The organism is Collinsella sp. SGI.184 (genome assembly GCF_050313415.1).
Taxonomy (GTDB): domain Bacteria; phylum Actinomycetota; class Coriobacteriia; order Coriobacteriales; family Coriobacteriaceae; genus Collinsella.
Window position 1 is genome coordinate 14,714 of record NZ_JBNPLJ010000001.1, and the last position, 17,046, is coordinate 31,759.

At 60.3% G+C, this 17,046-nt stretch carries 12 protein-coding genes; 11 read left to right on the forward strand and 1 reads right to left on the reverse strand.

Annotation, left to right across the window (positions count from 1 at the left end; all coding sequences use genetic code 11):
- The first annotated feature begins 249 nt into the window (after positions 1-249).
- The 10 genes from thrS (at position 250) to ACQRAJ_RS00105 (ending at position 14,797) form a co-directional block, all read left to right on the forward strand.
- Entirely contained in the window at positions 250-2,013 is a 1,764-nt protein-coding gene (gene thrS, locus ACQRAJ_RS00060) for a threonine--tRNA ligase (protein ID WP_427747304.1), read from the forward strand.
- 629 nt (positions 2,014-2,642) lie between these two features.
- Complete coding sequence (locus ACQRAJ_RS00065; RefSeq protein WP_427747305.1) at positions 2,643-4,781, forward strand: DUF4118 domain-containing protein; 2,139 nt, start codon at positions 2,643-2,645, stop codon at positions 4,779-4,781.
- Complete coding sequence (locus ACQRAJ_RS00070) at positions 4,778-5,683, forward strand: hypothetical protein (RefSeq protein ID WP_427747307.1); 906 nt, start codon at positions 4,778-4,780, stop codon at positions 5,681-5,683. Before ACQRAJ_RS00065 ends, ACQRAJ_RS00070 begins: the two co-directional genes overlap by 4 nt.
- On the forward strand, positions 5,680-7,560 hold the full coding sequence (locus ACQRAJ_RS00075) for a DUF2194 domain-containing protein (protein ID WP_427747309.1): 1,881 nt from the start codon (positions 5,680-5,682) through the stop codon (positions 7,558-7,560). The genes ACQRAJ_RS00070 and ACQRAJ_RS00075 overlap by 4 nt, the downstream gene beginning before the upstream one ends.
- On the forward strand, positions 7,557-8,984 hold the full coding sequence (pelF, locus tag ACQRAJ_RS00080) for a GT4 family glycosyltransferase PelF (protein WP_427747310.1): 1,428 nt from the start codon (positions 7,557-7,559) through the stop codon (positions 8,982-8,984). Before ACQRAJ_RS00075 ends, pelF begins: the two co-directional genes overlap by 4 nt.
- A 3-nt stretch (positions 8,985-8,987) precedes the next feature.
- Positions 8,988-10,532: an exopolysaccharide Pel transporter PelG gene (gene pelG / locus ACQRAJ_RS00085; RefSeq protein WP_427747312.1), complete on the forward strand. Its 1,545-nt coding sequence runs from the start codon at positions 8,988-8,990 to the stop codon at positions 10,530-10,532.
- Positions 10,522-12,291 (forward strand): CotH kinase family protein, encoded by a 1,770-nt coding sequence (locus tag ACQRAJ_RS00090; RefSeq protein ID WP_427747314.1) that lies wholly within the window; start codon positions 10,522-10,524, stop codon positions 12,289-12,291. Before pelG ends, ACQRAJ_RS00090 begins: the two co-directional genes overlap by 11 nt.
- Positions 12,278-13,069, forward strand: a complete 792-nt coding sequence (locus ACQRAJ_RS00095) for a polyphosphate polymerase domain-containing protein (RefSeq protein WP_427747316.1) — start codon at positions 12,278-12,280, stop codon at positions 13,067-13,069. Before ACQRAJ_RS00090 ends, ACQRAJ_RS00095 begins: the two co-directional genes overlap by 14 nt.
- A 3-nt stretch (positions 13,070-13,072) precedes the next feature.
- Positions 13,073-13,738: a DUF4956 domain-containing protein gene (locus ACQRAJ_RS00100; RefSeq protein WP_427728733.1), complete on the forward strand. Its 666-nt coding sequence runs from the start codon at positions 13,073-13,075 to the stop codon at positions 13,736-13,738.
- Positions 13,739-13,804: 66 nt separating this feature from the next.
- The gene (locus ACQRAJ_RS00105) at positions 13,805-14,797 is read left to right on the forward strand and encodes a PLP-dependent transferase (protein WP_427747317.1); all 993 of its coding nucleotides are present in this window, start codon (positions 13,805-13,807) and stop codon (positions 14,795-14,797) included.
- A 101-nt stretch (positions 14,798-14,898) separates the two neighbouring features.
- On the opposite strand, the gene ACQRAJ_RS00110 is transcribed toward ACQRAJ_RS00105, so the two are convergent.
- The gene (locus ACQRAJ_RS00110; protein WP_427747408.1) at positions 14,899-15,243 is read right to left on the reverse strand and encodes a winged helix-turn-helix domain-containing protein; all 345 of its coding nucleotides are present in this window, start codon (positions 15,241-15,243) and stop codon (positions 14,899-14,901) included.
- A 193-nt stretch (positions 15,244-15,436) separates the two neighbouring features.
- On the opposite strand from ACQRAJ_RS00110, the gene ACQRAJ_RS00115 reads away from it, so the two are divergent.
- Positions 15,437-16,948, forward strand: a complete 1,512-nt coding sequence (locus ACQRAJ_RS00115) for an IMP dehydrogenase (RefSeq protein ID WP_154515410.1) — start codon at positions 15,437-15,439, stop codon at positions 16,946-16,948.
- Positions 16,949-17,046: the final 98 nt, after the last annotated feature.

Here is a 17,046-nt window from a genome sequence, read left to right on the forward strand (position 1 = left end):
TCGCCGGGCCGGCCGCAAGCCACGGGCCCCGCGCGCCGCGCGAACGCCGCGCGCTCCGCATGCGCCCCACGCGATGAAGCATGCGTAGAAATTCGCCCGCCGTGCCATTCAGGTGCGGCGGGCGCTTGTATACCTAGGTAACCTGCCTATAATGATGCAAGTCAAAACGCACGCGCCGGCAAGCGCAATGCACACCGCACGGCGCCAAGCAGCACTTGCACCAGGCATCCGAGAGGAGAAAACATACCCATGAAGGCACTCTACAATGACGGTTCGGTGGCCGAGCTCCCGCAGGACGAGGTCACGCACGTCATCCGCCACTCCGCCGCGCATATCATGGCGCAGGCCATCAAGCGCCTGTACCCCCAGGCTGATTTTGCCTACGGCCCCGCGACCGACAACGGCTTTTACTACGACGTCGACCTGCCCGAGGGCGTCAAGATCAGCGAGGACGACTTCCCCGCGATCGAGGCCGAGATGAAAAAGATCGTCAAGGAGAACCTCAAGTTCTCCGTGTACGAGAAGTCCCGTGCCGAGGCCATCGCCCTTATGGAGGAGCGCGGCGAGAAGTACAAGGTCGAGCACATCGGCGACCTGGACGACGACGCCCGCATCACCTTCTACCAGCAGGGCGACTACATCGACATGTGCGTCGGCCCCCACATCTGCTACACCAAGGCCCTCAAGGCCTTTAAGCTCACCGGCGTCTCGGGCGCCTACTGGAAGGGCGACAAGGACAACAAGATGCTCACCCGCATCAACGGCGTTGCCTTTGCCACCAAGGAAGAGCTCGACGAGCACATGCACATGCTGGAGGAGGCCAAGAAGCGCGACCACCGCAAGATCGGCCGCGAGATGGACCTCTTTATGATGCGCGACGAGGCCCCCGGCTTCCCGTTCTTCCTGCCCAACGGCATGATCCTTAAGAACACGCTGCTGGACTACTGGCGCGAGATCCACCACAAGGCCGGCTACGTGGAGATCTCCACGCCGCTCATCATGAACAAGCAGCTGTGGAAGACCTCGGGCCACTGGGACCACTACAAGGACAACATGTACTCCACCGTCATCGACGACGAAGAGTACTGCATTAAGCCCATGAACTGCCCGGGCGGCGTGCTGGTGTACGCCTCCAAGCCGCACTCCTACCGCGAGCTGCCCATCCGCGCCGGCGAGATTGGCCTGGTGCACCGCCACGAGCTGCGCGGAGCCCTGCACGGCCTGTTCCGCGTGCGCTGCTTTAACCAGGACGACGCCCACCTGTTTGTGCGCCCCGACCAGCTGACCGACGAGATTGTGGGCGTGGTCAACCTTATCGACTCCGTGTACCAGAAGTTTGGTTTTAAGTATCACGTTGAGCTTTCCACCCGCCCCGAGGACTCCATGGGTTCTGACGAGGACTGGGCTCGCGCCGAAGAGGGCCTGCGCACCGCTCTGGAGCAGCTGCACATGGACTACGAGGTCAACGAGGGCGACGGCGCCTTCTACGGCCCCAAGATCGACTTCCACCTGGAGGACTCGCTCGGCCGTACCTGGCAGTGCGGTACCGTGCAGCTCGACTTCCAGATGCCGCTCAACTTTGATCTGGAGTACGTGGACGCCGATGGCACCAAGAAGCGCCCCATTATGCTTCATCGCGTGTGCTTTGGCTCCATCGAGCGCTTCATCGGTATTCTGATCGAGCACTTTGCGGGCAAGTTCCCCACCTGGTTGGCTCCCGTGCAGGTCAAGGCGCTTCCCGTCTCCGAGAAGAGCCGCGACTACGCCCACGAGGTGTGCGCCAAGCTGGAGGAGGCCGGCATTCGCGTGGTCTGCGACGACCGCGACGAGAAGATCGGCTACAAGATCCGCGAGGCCCGCAGCATCGACCGCGTGCCCTACATGCTCATCCTGGGCGAGAAGGAGGTCGAGGCCGGCAACATCTCCGTCCGCGATCGTTCCAACGAGACCGTTCAGATGAGCGTCGACGAGTTTGTGGCCAAGGTGACCGAGGAGATTAAGACTCGCGCCTAGCACAAACAACACAAGAAGCAGTAAAGGCGATCGTCCTCGCGGGCGGTCGCCTTTTTTGTTGTGCAAAAAGGTACAGTTTTTCGTATCTTTCGACGAAGCTCGTTATACGGGTAAATTCAGATCGTTTTCCCAGCTTGCGCAAATTGCGGCGCGAGCGGGCACATCTCCATACCCCACTTCAAAAGCCTGTACTTTTGCGACTGCGGCTAGCTGCGAGCGAGAAGCCTGTTCTTAACGCCCCTGCATCCGTGTGTGTCGCGGACGCAAGTTAAGGGGGCAAGGGATGGAACAGACAATGCGGCGCCAAGGGTGTTCGCGAGTCAGAGGTGGCTAAGGTACTCGCCCTTCTTGATTACTATGGCACTTCGCTTGGTATTGCTGGACGTAGCAGCAACTGTGCACGCAAGCTCATGCTGGAGGGCGGGCTCGTCGTTCGGGAGATTTAGGTCAATTTGCTCTAAAGGTTGTTTTCCGAGTGGTCTCTTATCGTGCCTTTGCCTTAGGGTGCTTGGTTTTCATCCTCTGAAGATGTTCTTAAAACTGCCTTAAAGGCGTCCCGGCTCGCGTTGACGGCGTACAATACGCGTGTTTGACTATGGCAAATATGGAATTAAGGGGAGGGGTGCGCCATGGAGGTGCTGGTTGTTGGCAACACCGCATATGTTGACGATGACTTTTGTGCCAAGGCGTTCCCCGGGGACCATGTTAAGGTCGTCGCTGCCGCGGAAGCGCGCCGCGACGAGTCATCGCCCCATGCCTCGTGGAATGAGCTCCTCCAGCACTTGGAGCAGGCCTACGAGTTCGACCGCGTGGTCTACCTATCCAATTACCTTACCCCGCATACCGATATCGTGGGCGATATCGAGCTGCTGCGCTCGGTCTTTCGTGCGTGCGCGGGTCGCCGGGTCCAGCTGCTGTATGTAGCGGGGCCCGCGGGTGCCGCGGGTGCCGCCGATACCACGGGGCGAACGGGCAAGGGCATTATCGCGCGCGCAGCCAACGACCTGTGCCGCTACTACGCTGCTCGCGAGGGCGTTCAAACCAAGATCCTGCGCGTGCCGTTCCTGTATACCGCGTCTGCCGCGCTGGATGATCCGTTTTTGGTGCCGCTGTTCGACGCGTGCTCAACCGGATCGGTCGCTTTGCAGGGCGCGGAGGGCGCGCCGTTTCCGCTGCTGTGTGCCGAGGAGCTCGCGGTGCTGGTGCATCGCATCTTTGACAGCTGGGACGCCTCCTTTGAGACGCTCGATGTTGCCGATACCTTCCATCACACGTCAGGTGAGGTGGGCGAGGCCCTCAAGGCGCTGTTCCCAGGGCTCTCAGTTGCCTATGGCGATTCTGCCGGCTATGCCCTGCCCGTCAGCGACATCGTTCGCGTTCGCTATGGCTGGTTTCAGCGCTACGACCCGTTTCGTGATCTTTCGACCATTCATGCTCGCTGGGATGCTGGCCGCGCAGGGAAGGTCAACCCCTTGCGCGCCGCCATCGACCGCATCCAGATGCACACGCTGCCTATTAAATGCCTGGAGACGGGCGTCGCCTGGGTCCTGTTCGAGGTGCTGGAGTATTTGTTCTCGCAATCTGCCCCGCTCAACGTGCTCGATTATCGCCTGCTCTACGTCGTGCTCATCGGCACGCTGTATGGCTTGGACTTTGGTCTGGCTGCGGCGCTGCTGGCATCGGTGGGTTTGGCTGTGAGCTACTTTACCCAGTATGGCTATACCTTCCAGGGCCTCTTTTACGAGCCGTCCAACTGGCTGCCGTTTATCGCGTACTTTGTGGTGGGTGCCGTATGCGGCTACGTGCAGCTGCGTAACAGCGAGGCCATTAAGGTGGAGCGCGACCAAAACGAGCTCGTGCGTAATCGCAATACGTTCCTCACGCAGCTCTATCACGATGCTATCGAGGACAAGCGCACCTACAAGCGCCAGATTGTGGGGCGTCACGATAGCTTTGGCAAGATCTTTGCCGTGACGCAAGAGCTCGACGTGCTCAACCCGCGCGACATCTACCGCAAGTGCTGTGAGCTCATGGGTGAGATTCTCGAAAACAATTCGGTGACGATCTACCACGTTTCGGGCGGGGCGTTTGCACGTCTGGTGGCGGCGAGTCCCGTGATTGCCGAAGACGCCACGCGCTCGCTCACGCTTGAGCAACTTGCACCCCTTTTGGGCGGCGGGGGTCGTTCGAGCCTGTGGGTCAATCGCGAGCTGACGCCGGGGCTTCCCATGTTTGGATATACGATCGAGCGCGACGGGGCGCCCGCCGTGTTGATCTTTGTGCGTCGTGCGGCCGAGAACCAAATGACGCTCTATTACCAAAACCTGTTCCGCATCTTGTGCGGACTGGTCGAAAGCGCGCTGGGCCGTGCCTTTGACTATGAGGCGGTGGCGCAGGATAAACGCTGCGTCGATGGCACGTGCGTGCTCAAGCAGGCGGCCTTTGGTCAAGAGCTCGCGGCCGAGCAGGCGCTGTCGGATGGCAAAATGGGCAGCTTTTTGCTCCTGCGCGTGGTGCCGGGCATGGAGCCTGTCGGCGAGCTGGTGGGCGCAATTGGGTCGGCAATCCGCGAGAGCGATGCGGCGGGCCTGGTCGACGGTGACGTGCTTTACCTGCTTATGCGCCAGGCAAAGGCGAGCGACCTGCCCATTATCCGCGAGCGCCTGAGGGCGAAGCGGATTGCGGTGGAGCCCGTCGACGGCGAGGACATCGTGGCGCTTCTGCAGCACATCGCTGACACCGGTGACGGTGAGGGGGATGTCGCTTGATCTCGCTTGTCGTTGCTGCCGTCTTGCTGCTGATTCATGCGCTGGTTTGTCTGGTGTTGTGGACGCTTATGAAGTTGGGCCTGCTGCCGGTGCGCGGGCATATGCTGGCCGTGATGGTACTCGTGCCGTTGTGGGGACCGCTGCTGGTGGTGCTGCTTATCACGCGTAGCGCCGTGTTTGGCGCGGACCTTAAGGACGCCACGCTAGAGTCGCTGCGCATTAACGACGAGCTGCATCGCAGCATCTTGGTGCACGACCGTGAAGCCGATGCGGGCGTGATCCCGCTCGAGGAGGCGCTCATCGTCAACGACCCGGCAGACCGGCGCCGCCTCATGCTCTCCATGCTTACCGAGGAGCCCGATGCGTACCTGGCGCAGCTGCAGGCGGCTAAGCTGAACGACGACGTTGAGGTGGCGCACTATGCCGCGACGGCGGTGGCGCAGATCTCCAAGGAGTCCGACCTTAAACTGCAGCAGCTGGAGCGCGCCTTTAAGACCGACCCGAGCGCGCAAAACCTCAACGAATACTGCGATTTTCTTGGTGAGTATTTAGACTCGGGTTTGGCTGAGGGGCGCGTGGCTCAGATTCAGCGTCAACAGTACGCACGTCTGCTTGCGCGCCGCTGCGAGCGCGAGGACACCTTTGAGCTGCGTATTCGGTATGCGACGGCGCTGGCCGATGTCGGACAGATCGACGAGGCGCAGGCCGTGACCGACCAGCTGGTGCTCGACGCGCCCGAGGAGCAGGAGGTTTGGATGCTTTGCCTGCGCCTGGCCGTGATGCGCCGCGACGGTGACGAGGTCCACCGCGTGATCGATGCGATCGACAATCAGCATGTGTACTTGAGCGCCGCCAACCGCGAGGAGCTGGCTTTTTGGCGCGACGGGGAGGAGGCCCGATGAGCGTGGTGCAGCATATCCGCGACCGTGCGGGCCATTTTCGCTGGATGGGCCTGCTCGTGGTGTGGGCGGTCTTTATTGCCATGGCCGCCGTGCTGCTGGTGGAGCGTGCCGGCGTGCAGTACAGTGCGGGCCAGCATAAGCTGGGGATGCTTGCCGCCAACGATGCGGTGCCGGCCTCCTCGGCAATATTTGGTCAAAAGCCCACGTGCCTGGTCATTACCGATTCCGATCAGACGGGCGTCGAGGACGTAAAGGAGCAGTTCGACCAGATTCTGCTCGACATGAAGATCGCGCACCGCGACGTGGACCTTGCCCTGGACGGCGCGGATGCCATTCCCTCGCTGACGTCCTTCGATCGCGTGATTTTGCTCATGCCGTCGCTCGATGGGCTCGGTACGCACCTGACCGATATTATGAGTTGGGTGAGTGCCGGCGGTTCGCTTATGCTCGCCATGCCGCCGGATAATTCGAGCTATCTGCAGGTGATTGCCCCCAAGCTTGGCATTGAATCGGCCGGATACGACTATGTAATAGCCGAAAGCATTGTGCCGAGTGAGAACTTTATGCTGGGCGGGGGAGAGCGCTACGGGCTCTCGGACCCCTTTGATTCGTCGCTTTCGGTTTCGCTGCGCGAGACGGCGCGTGTGTGGGCTAAGACCGGCGATGCGGGCGCCCCGCTCATTTGGTCCAATGACTGCGGTAGCGGGCGCACCGTGGTATGTAATATCGGTGTCTACGACAAGGTCATGCGCGGGTTTTACGCCGCGGCGATCAGCCTGCTCGGCGATGCCACGGCCTATCCGGTCATCAACAGCGCCGTCTTCTATCTGGACGACTTTCCCAGCCCCGTGCCCTCGGGCGACGGCACCTACATCAAGCGCGACTACGGGCTTTCCATCGCCGACTTTTATGCCAAGGTCTGGTGGCCCGATCTGCAAAAGCTCGCGCAAAAATACGGCATTCGCTTTACCGGTGTGATGATCGAAAACTACGAGGACGCGGTCAACCAGACCGAGCCCGCGCGTCAGGCCGATACCACGCAGTTTCGCTACTTTGGCGGCATGCTGCTGCAGATGGGCGGAGAGCTGGGCTTTCACGGCTACAACCATCAGCCGCTGGCGCTCTGGGATACCGACTATGGCACGCTGTACGACTACAAGACGTGGAAGAACAAGGAGACGCTTGTTGCATCGCTCAACGAGCTTATCGCCTTTCAGGACGAGGTGCTACCCAACGCGCACGGTTCGGTCTACGTGCCGCCGTCAAATATCCTTTCGGCCCGCGCTCGCAAGATTATTGGCGAGGACGTGCCGCGCATTAAGACCATCGCCAGTACGTATTTTGAGGATGGTACCGACCTGCCGTACGTGCAGGAGTTTAGCGTGGCGAGCGATGGCATTGTGGAGCAGCCGCGTATTGTCTCGGGCGGCATGGTCGACGATTCCTATATGCGCCTGGCTGCCGTGTCCGAGCTCAACATGCACTATGTGAGTACGCACTTTATGCACCCGGACGACTTGCTCGATCCCGATCGCGGCGCCAGGCAAGGCTGGGAGATCTATAAGGGCGGCCTGACCGACTACCTGGACTGGCTTACCAAGTCTGCGCCCGACCTGCGCCGCCAGACCGGCTCGGAATGCTCGGGCGCCATCCAGCGCTTTTCGTCCGTGACGGTGAGCGTGGATACAAGCGCGGATGCCTGGACGCTCAACCTGGGCAATTTTCACGACGAGGCGTGGCTCATGTTCCGTGCCAATAACGGCGAGCCGGGAGCAGTCACGGGTGGCGAGATTACGCATCTGACGGGCGACCTGTACCTGGTCAAAGCTACGGACAAGACGGTGACCATTGCGCGCAAGGAGGGTAGCGACAAATGAGAATCTGCTTGGTACTCGAAGGTTGCTACCCCTATGTGCACGGTGGCGTGTCCACCTGGATGCATGGCTATATACAGGCCATGCCCGAGCACGAGTTTGTGCTGTGGGTGATTGGCGCGCATGCGGCCGACCGCGGCAAGTTTGTCTACGAGCTGCCCAAAAACGTTGTCGAGGTGCACGAGGTGTTTCTGGACGACGCCTTGCGCCTTTCGGGCGAGCAGGAAGAGGCGGACTTTAACGACCGCGAGCGCGATGCGCTGCGCCGCCTGGTGTCACTTTCCAATCCGGATTGGGACGTGCTGTTCGATATCTTCCAGCGCCGTCGTGTGCATCCGCTCTCGTTTTTGCAGAGCCGAACGTTTATGGATATCTTTCGCGACGTGTGCCTGGCCGAGTACCCCTACACGCCTTTTGCCGACGCATTCCATACCATGCGCTCCATGCTGCTGCCCGTGCTCTACCTGCTGGGCGGCGAGGTGCCGGTGGCCGATGTGTACCACGCCATCTCGACCGGCTACGGCGGCCTGCTCGCCTGCCTGGGCTCAAGCGTTCATCATGCGCCGGTGTTGCTCACCGAGCACGGCATCTACACGCGCGAGCGCGAGGAGGAGATTATTCGCGCCGACTGGGTGGTGCCGTCGTTTAAGGACCGCTGGATTCGCTTTTTCTACCTGCTTTCGGAGGAGATCTACCGTCGCGCTTTTCGCGTGACGAGCCTGTTTCACAATGCCCGCAAGACGCAGATCGATATGGGCTGCGATGCGGACAAATGCCTGGTCATCCCCAATGGCATTCAGTTCGACCGCTTTAAGGACATTCCCTTAAAGCCCGATGACGGCTGGGTTGACATTGGCGCGGTGGTGCGCCTGGCGCCCATCAAGGACGTCAAGACCATGATCTATGCCTTCTTTGAGCTGCACGAGCGCGTCCCTAAGGTGCGCCTGCATATCATGGGCGGCGTGGACGACGAGGAGTACGGCGCCGAGTGCCATGCGCTGGTCGATACCCTGGGCGCGCGCGACCTGATCTTTACCGGCCGAGTCAACGTGGTCGAGTACATGGAAAAGCTGGACTTTACCATTTTGACGAGCATCTCCGAGGGCCAGCCGCTCAGCGTGCTGGAGTCGCTTGCCGCGCGTCGTCCCTGCGTGACGACCGAGGTGGGCTGCTGCCGTGAGCTGCTCGAAGGCGCGCCGGGCGACGACTTTGGCGTGGCGGGATTTGTGACGCCGCCTATGTATCGCAAGGGCTTGGCCGATGCCATGGAGCGCATGTGCGCAAGCCGTGCCCGCCGTATCGAGATGGGGGAGCGCGGCCAGCGTCGCGTTGCCACGTACTTTTTGCACGAGCAGATGCTCGCCAACTATCGCGCGCTGTACGACGAGACGGCGCGTGCGTATGATTTGCCCAGAGAGGGGGAGTAGCCGGTGGCCGGAATCGGTTTTGAGCTCAAACGCCTGTTTAGGCGCAAGGGTCTGTTTGCCACGATGCGCGCCTATGGCTACGCCGGCATTGTGTGCACGGGCCCCATGCTGCTGGGCGTGCTGCTCCAGGTGGGCATCTTGGTGCTGTGCGGCATGTGGGGCGTGGGCCGCGCCAACCAGGACCTGCTGGTGTGCATGGTGACCTATACGCTGCTGGCGTCGCTCACGCTTACAAGCTTTTTCTCCATGCCCGTCACGCGCTTTTTGGCGGACATGCTCTTTGCGGAGCGCGAAGAAGAGGTTTTGCCCTCGTTTTGGGGCTCCAACGCCATCATGCTCGTTGCGGGCACGGTACTCTACGGCGTCTTTTTGCTGTTCTCGGGCGCCACGCTGCTTCAGGGGCTGCTGTGCCTGTGGCTGTTCAACATTATGATCGTCAACTGGAACGGCATGAGCTATCTCACCGCTATTAAGGACTACCGTGGCATTCTGTGCAGCTTTGTGGCTGCCATTGGCGTGGCGTGCCTGTGCGCCCTGGCCGCGCTGGCGCTGGGGTTGCCGCCGGTCGAGGGCCTACTGGCGTCAATCGCCCTGGGCTACGGCGTCATGCTCGCCTGGGACGTGGTGCTGCTGTACCGGTATTTTCCGCAGAGTGACCGCAGCCCCTGGCTCTTTTTGCGCTGGCTCGATCAGTTTATGCCGCTGGCGCTCACGGGCCTGTTTACCAACCTGGGGCTCTTTGCGCACCTGGTAATTATTTGGGCCGGCCCCATTGGCGTGCAGGTCAAGGGCCTGTTTTATGGCGCGCCCTACCACGATGTTCCGGCGCTCATCGCGTTTTTGACGATCCTGGTCACGACCGTCAACTTTGTGGTCTCGGTCGAGGTCAACTTTTATCCGCGCTACCGCGACTACTACAGCCTGTTCAACGACGGCGGCGTAGTGGGCGACATCGTGGTGGCCGAGGAGGAGATGCTCTCCACGCTCAACAGCGAACTGCGCTTTTGCGCGCTCAAGCAGCTGTTTGTGACGGCGGCGGTCATTTCGCTCGAGACCACGGTACTCTCGGCCCTGCCGCTGGGCTTTAACAGTCTTATGCACGGGTATTTTCGCACGCTGTGCGTGGGCTATGGCCTGTATGCCGTGGGCAATACGGTGATGCTTATCTTGCTGTACTTTACCGACTACAAGGGGGCCGTGCTGGCCTCGGGCCTGTTTGCCGGTGTGGCGGGGCTGGCGACTGCCGTGTCGCTGCTTTTGCCGCAGCAGTTTTACGGCTTTGGCTTTTTGTTGGGTGCGGCGGTGTTTTTTATCGTGGCGCTGCTGCGGCTCGATACCTATACTGCCAACTTGCCGTATCGTATTCTGAGTCAACAGCCCATGGTGGCGACCGACAAAGAAGGCTGGTTTACCGAGTTGGGCCGCATGCTCGAGCATGTTGAGGGGCGCTATGAGGAAGCCCGCCATAAGGGCGAGCCACATGGCGCGTTTGAACGCACGGTGGTCCGTGTGTATCGCAACCATTGGGGAGGTTCTGATGACCGATAGGATGATGTCTCGCCGTCGCCTGTTTGAGGCGGCTGCCGGTGCGCTGCTGCTTTCGGGCTGCTCGTCTCAGGACGAATCCTCGACCAAAAAAGTCAAAAAGCAGGGCAAGATTAACAAGGCCGAGGCCTCGAATGAGGTCAAGCACCTGCGCGATAAGGACGAGCTGTACGAGGTCTACGACGACTCGGGCATTGTGACCATGTACCTGACGGTCTCGCGCGGCAACAGCTCCGAGAACACGGACCACAGCTGGGCCGAGATCAACACGTACTCGGTGTATGACTATGCTGACATGGGCGTGGCGCGCTATCAGGTTATGGGCCTTTTGCAGGCGGGCGACGAAGAGGGCCCGGTTGCCGGCGAGGTTGGCTATGGCGAGGAAGCGCCCAATGCCACCGTGCAGGTGCGCGGCCAGACGTCGAGCTCCTATACGCAAAAGAATTACAAGGTGGAGCTCAAAAAGGGCAAGGGTACCTGGCGTCAGCAGCGTTCCATTGCGCTCAACAAGCATATGGGCGAGGGCATGCGCTTTCGTAACAAGATGGCCTACGATTTGATCCGTGGCATTCCCCAGATGATGGGCCTGCGCACGCAGTTTGTGCACTTATGGGTGTGCGACCAGACCGAAAAATCCAACGACACCTTTGAAGACTACGGTCTGTTTACGCAGGTCGAGCAGCTCAACAAGACGGCGCTCAAGGCCCACGGTCTGGATAAGAGCGGGCATCTGTATAAGGTGAACAGCTTCGATTTCCATCGCTTTGAGGACACCATTAAGCTCACCGATGACCCCGACTATAACCAGGCGGCGTTTGAGGGCATGCTCGAGATTAAGGGCGACTCGGACCACACCAAGCTCATCGAGATGCTCGATGCGCTCAACGACGAATCGCAAAAGATCGATGACGTGCTCGACACCTACTTTGATACCGAGAATCTGGTCTATTGGCTGGCGTTTCAGATCCTGACGGGCAACTGCGATACGCAGAGCCGTAACTGCTATCTGTACAGCCCGCTCAACTCAAATACCTGGTACTTTTTGGCTTGGGATAACGACAGCATGCTGCGTAAGCTTGAGCTGAGCCTGAAGGGGTTCTCGGACTTTGTGAACTGGGAGCGCGGCGTGAGCAACTACTGGGGCAACGTGCTGTTTAACCGCGCGTTGCGCAGTAAGTCGTTCCGCAGCGAACTCGACCGTGCCGTCAAGGACTTGCGCTCGTATTTGACCGAGGAACGTCTGGCCAGGATGATCAAGCACTACCGCGAGGTTACCGAATCCCTGGTCTTTGCTTCGCCCGATATCGACAAACTGCCTGTCACCAAGGACCAATACGAGCAGATTGCCGCGGCGATTCCCTCCGAGATCGAGGAGAACTACAAGAGCTATTGCGAAAGCTATAAAAAGCCCATGCCGTTCTACATTGGCGTGCCGCAGATTGAAAACGGCAAGTTGCGTGTGAACTGGGATGCCGCGTACGACTTTGAGGCGCGCGATATTCGCTATACCGTGGAGCTTGCGCGCGACTACGCCATCAATGACGTGCTTTTTAAGGCCGAAGACGTGCTGCTGCCTGAGGTAACGTGCGATGCGCCCGATACCGGCCAGTACTTTGTGCGCGTGCGTGCCACCAACTCCGATGGCTATACGCAAGATGCGTTTGACTGCTATGTGACCGACGATGGCAAACAGTACGGCATGAAGTGCTTTTACGTGCAAGACGGCGGTAAGGTCGTGGAGGACACGTATGAGGAGGGCTAGCGCGTTGCTTGAGCGCCTGGCGGCCCCGCCTGCGCGTGCCACGCGGGAGCGTTATCGCCACGAGCTCAAATATCTCATTAACGAGGGCGAGCACTCCGCGCTTGCCTGTCGCATGGCGCCGGTTTTTAAACTGGACAAGCATGCGCGGGCGGGTGGCTACACCATTCGCAGCCTGTACTTTGACGACTACTGTAACTCGGCCTACGAGGAAAAAGACGCCGGTATTCTCATGCGCAAAAAGTATCGCGTGCGCATCTATAACGGCAGCGACAGGGTGATTAAGCTCGAGCGCAAAAAGAAGTACGGCAGCTGGATCTACAAGGAGGACGCGCCGCTCACGCGCGGCGAGTTTGAGCAGATCCTGGCTGGCGACTACGGCTTTTTGCTGAGGAGCCCGCACCAACTCTGCCGCGAGTTCTACATCGAGTGTATCTGCAACATGATGCGCCCGCGGACCATCGTGGACTACGAGCGCGAGCCGTGGGTGATGGATGAGGGCACCGTGCGCATTACGTTTGACATGAACGTGCGTGCCGCGGTGGGTAGCTTTGATATCTTTGACGCGACCTTGCCCGCGCTGCCCGTGCTGGAGCCCGGCAAGCTGGTGATGGAGGTCAAGTTTACCGAGTTTTGTCCGCAGCTGGTGCGCGATATGGTGCCGCCGGGCGCGGCCGAGCTTACGGCGGTCTCCAAGTACTGCCTGTGTTACGAAAAGACCGCCTACCTGCGCGGTTTTGACTACTGGGAATCGGATTTTGAGAACCGAGGGGATATTTAGACCATGAGCACCAGGGACTTTTTTAAGAACTCCGTCTTGGAGGCGTTTGGTCAGGTCGACCCTGCCAAGATCGGCCTGTCGCTGCTCGTGGCGCTCGCCATGGGCATCCTGATCTATTACGTGTACAAGCGCTTTTTTACCGGCGTGGTGTATTCGCGTAGCTTTGCCGTGACGCTCGTGGGCATGTGCGTGCTCACCTGCATGGTCACGCTCGCGATCTCGACAAACGTGGTCATCTCGCTTGGTATGGTCGGTGCTCTGTCCATCGTCCGCTACCGTACGGCGGTCAAGGACCCGCTCGACCTGCTGTATCTGTTTTGGTCCATTACCACGGGCATTACGGCGGGAGCCGGCATGTATGCACTCGTGGGGCTCACGGCAGCAGTGATCGTGCTGATGATCGCCGGCTTTGCGAGCCGCCAGGACAAGTCGCGCGTGTATATGATGGTCATTCACTACACGGGCCAGACCACTGGCGACGATATCGTGCGCGCGTTTGGGCGCACCAAGTTCACCGTTAAGTCCAAGACTATGCGCGGCGACAAGGTGGAGATGGCCGTCGAGGTGTTCTCTGACGGTGTGGATATGCCCTATGCCGACGCTATCCGTGCCCTCGATGGCGTGGAGGACCTAACGCTCATCCAATACAACGGCGAATACCACGGCTAGAACCCTAGCGAGTAGATTGGGGAAACATCCGCATCGTGGGCTTTTGTTTTGAAGGGGCGGTGTCACGTGGACGCACAACAGCTAGAAGAGGCCTGGGCTGCAAGGGCTGGCGCGCGCGAGGCGCGACTGGTTGCAGCCTCGCATGTGCCGGCGGCGCTTTCGCTTCTGGGGATTGTGCGCCCCGGCGATCGCCTGGTGGCCTTTGCGGATGACTTTGCCGAAGCGTTTGCTTGCGGCTTTGAGGGCTGCGATGTCGTGCTGGTGGGCTCGCCGTCCGCCGAGGCGTTTGCTGCTGCGTCCGAGGGCTTTGATGCTTCGCTTGATGCCGAGGGGCCGCACCTGTGGTGGTTCGCCAACTCCATTGGCGCGTTCGGTTTGCGTGTGCCCGATTTGCGCGCGTTAGGCCGCGCCGCGCGTGAGGCCCATGCGCTGCTGGTTGTTGACAACACCGTGGCTGACGTCTTTGGCTGCAATCCGCTGAGCTTGGGCGCCGTGCTGTCGCTCGAGGCACTCGACCGCGTGTGTGCCGGTAAGGCCCCGCGTAAGCTCGTTGCCGCTTCGGTGGCGCGATCGCAGCTCAAGCGCCATCGTGTGGACGCCGCGGCTGAGTGCGCGCATGCGTTGTTTGTGGGCTACGGTGCGTCGGCGCTCGATCTTTATGCTGAGGAGGCCGACGTGCTGGAGCGCGGGCTCGGGTCGCTCGACGCTCGCATGCAGGCGCATTTCGACCGCGCCCGTGCGCTGGCCGAGTATCTGGCCGCGAACGAGATGGTGCGCAACGTGCGCTATCCCGGGCTGAGCTCGCATCCTGACCATGCGGTTGCAACGGGAATCCTCGAGCATGGCTTTGGCCCGGCAGTTGAGTTTGACCTTATCGAGCGTAGCGCGGGAGAGTTGTTCGACGCTTTGCCGGGGGAGTTTCGCACATCGTTCGCCGGCGGCGCAACGACGCGTCTTTCGGCGCCACGTGGCAAGCAGGGGGACACCATCCGCCTCTTCGCCGGCACCGACGATCCCCTGACGGTAGCCGCCGCCCTCGATAACGCCCTCCGGCAGTAGCTAATTTGGGACGGGGCTTTTTTAGCTACCCAATGTCAGTTTTTGGCTATGAGTTAAGAATGCTCTGGATGGGTAGCTAAAAAAGCCCCGTCCCAAATTAGCTACTCTTTGATGGTGTCGATCAGGTCGTTGGCCCTTGCGGCTATGACCTGGTTTATGTCGGCCTGCAGCTCCTCGTAGGCCGCTATGGCTCGCTCGCCGGCGGGGGTGAGGGTGGATCCGCGGGCGCCGTCGCGCTCGATGAGTTTGCATCCCAGCTGCCCTTCGGCCTCGTTTACAATGCGCCAGGCCTTGGAATATGCCATGCCCATGCTCTTTGCGGCACGGTTGATTGAGTGTTCGCGGGCGATACCCTGCAGCAGTAAGACGCAGCCGTGGCCGAACACGCCCGGCAGATCCTTGTCGCACGACCGAATGACCAGTCGCGCCGTCGTCTTGTACTCCATACGCTCCACGTCTCTCCGCTAAAGTGTTTGCTGGGCAAACGCAAAGCCTGCGTCAAACCCTCGTGTGCTCTTCTTAAATCATGCATTGTAGCAGTCAAAGTGCGTTAAGATACTTCCCCAGTATTGGGCGCCCAAGGTTGGGCTGGGTCCTACGAGGCCTGCAGCCGACCGGTCGCATGGAAAAAGGAGAAACATGGCTACGTTCTTTCCCGGTGAGTCCCACACGTTTTCGGAGTATCTGCTGGTCCCTGGTTACTCGTCCTCGCAGTGCATCCCCAACAACGTCTCTCTTAAGACGCCGCTGACCCGCTTTAAGCGCGGCGAGAAGCCGGCAATCACCCTGAACATCCCCATGGTTTCCGCCATCATGCAGTCCGTCTCGGGCGTCGACATGGGTGTCGCGCTCGCTACCGAGGGTGGCCTGTCCTTCATTTACGGTTCCCAGACCCCCGAGTCCGAGGCCGCCATGGTCAAGGCCGTCAAGGATCACAAGGCCGGCTTCGTTCAGTCCGATTCCACGCTGACCCCCGACATGACCATGGAGCAGGTCATCGAGCTCAAGGAGAAGACCGGTCACTCCACCATGCCGGTCACCGACGACGGCACTCCCAAGGGCAAACTCCTGGGTATCGTCACCAGCCGTGACTATCGCCCCAGCCGCGATGACCACCAAAAGAAGGTCTCCGAGTTCATGACCCCGCGTGAGCAGCTCATCGTGGGCGACAAGAACATCAGCCTCAAGGTTGCCAACGACGTCATCTGGGACAACAAGCTCAACGCCCTGCCCATCGTCGACGACAACGATCACCTTATGGGCATTGTCTTCCGCAAGGACTACGACAGCCACAAGACCAACCCCAACGAGCTGCTCGACGGCGACAAGCGCTACATGGTCGGCGCCGGCATCAACACCCGCGACTATGCCGAGCGCGTGCCGCTGCTCATCGAGGCCGGCGCCGATGTCCTGTGCATCGACTCTTCCGAGGGCTTCAGCGAGTGGCAGAAGCGCACCATCGAGTGGATCCGCGCCAACTACGGCGAGGACGTCAAGGTCGGTGCCGGCAACGTCGTTGACGCCGAGGGCTTCCGCTTTTTGGCCGACTGCGGTGCCGACTTTATCAAGGTGGGTATCGGCGGCGGTTCCATCTGCATCACCCGTGAGACCAAGGGTATCGGCCGTGGCCAGGCCACCGCGCTGATCGACGTCTGCCGCGCTCGCGACGAGTACTACGAGGAGACCGGCGTCTACGTGCCCGTGTGCTCCGACGGCGGTATCGTCTACGACTACCACATGACGCTCGCCCTTGCCATGGGTGCCGACTTTATGATGCTGGGCCGCTACTTTGCCCGCTTTGACGAGAGCCCGACCGAGCGCGTCAACGTCAACGGTCAGTACATGAAGGAGTACTGGGGCGAGGGTTCTGCGCGTGCCCGCAACTGGCAGCGCTACGACCTGGGCGGCGCCGCGAAGCTCAGCTTCGTCGAGGGCGTCGACTCCTACGTTCCCTACGCCGGCTCCCTTAAGGACGGCGTGGGCGGCACGCTCTACAAGATCAAGTCCACGATGTGCAACTGCGGTGCCCTCTCGATCCCCGAGCTCCAGAAAAAGGCACGCCTGACCCTGGTGAGCTCGACCTCGATCGTCGAAGGCGGCGCCCACGACGTAGTCGTCAAGGATTCGCAGCAGTCTGTGTCTTATCGATAGGATAAGAGCCGCACATAAAGGTTGAGTTCCAACCACGTTATTAAGATAAAGCGAGATGCCTGCAAGTCGTAGGCATCTCGCTTGTCGTATTTGCTATC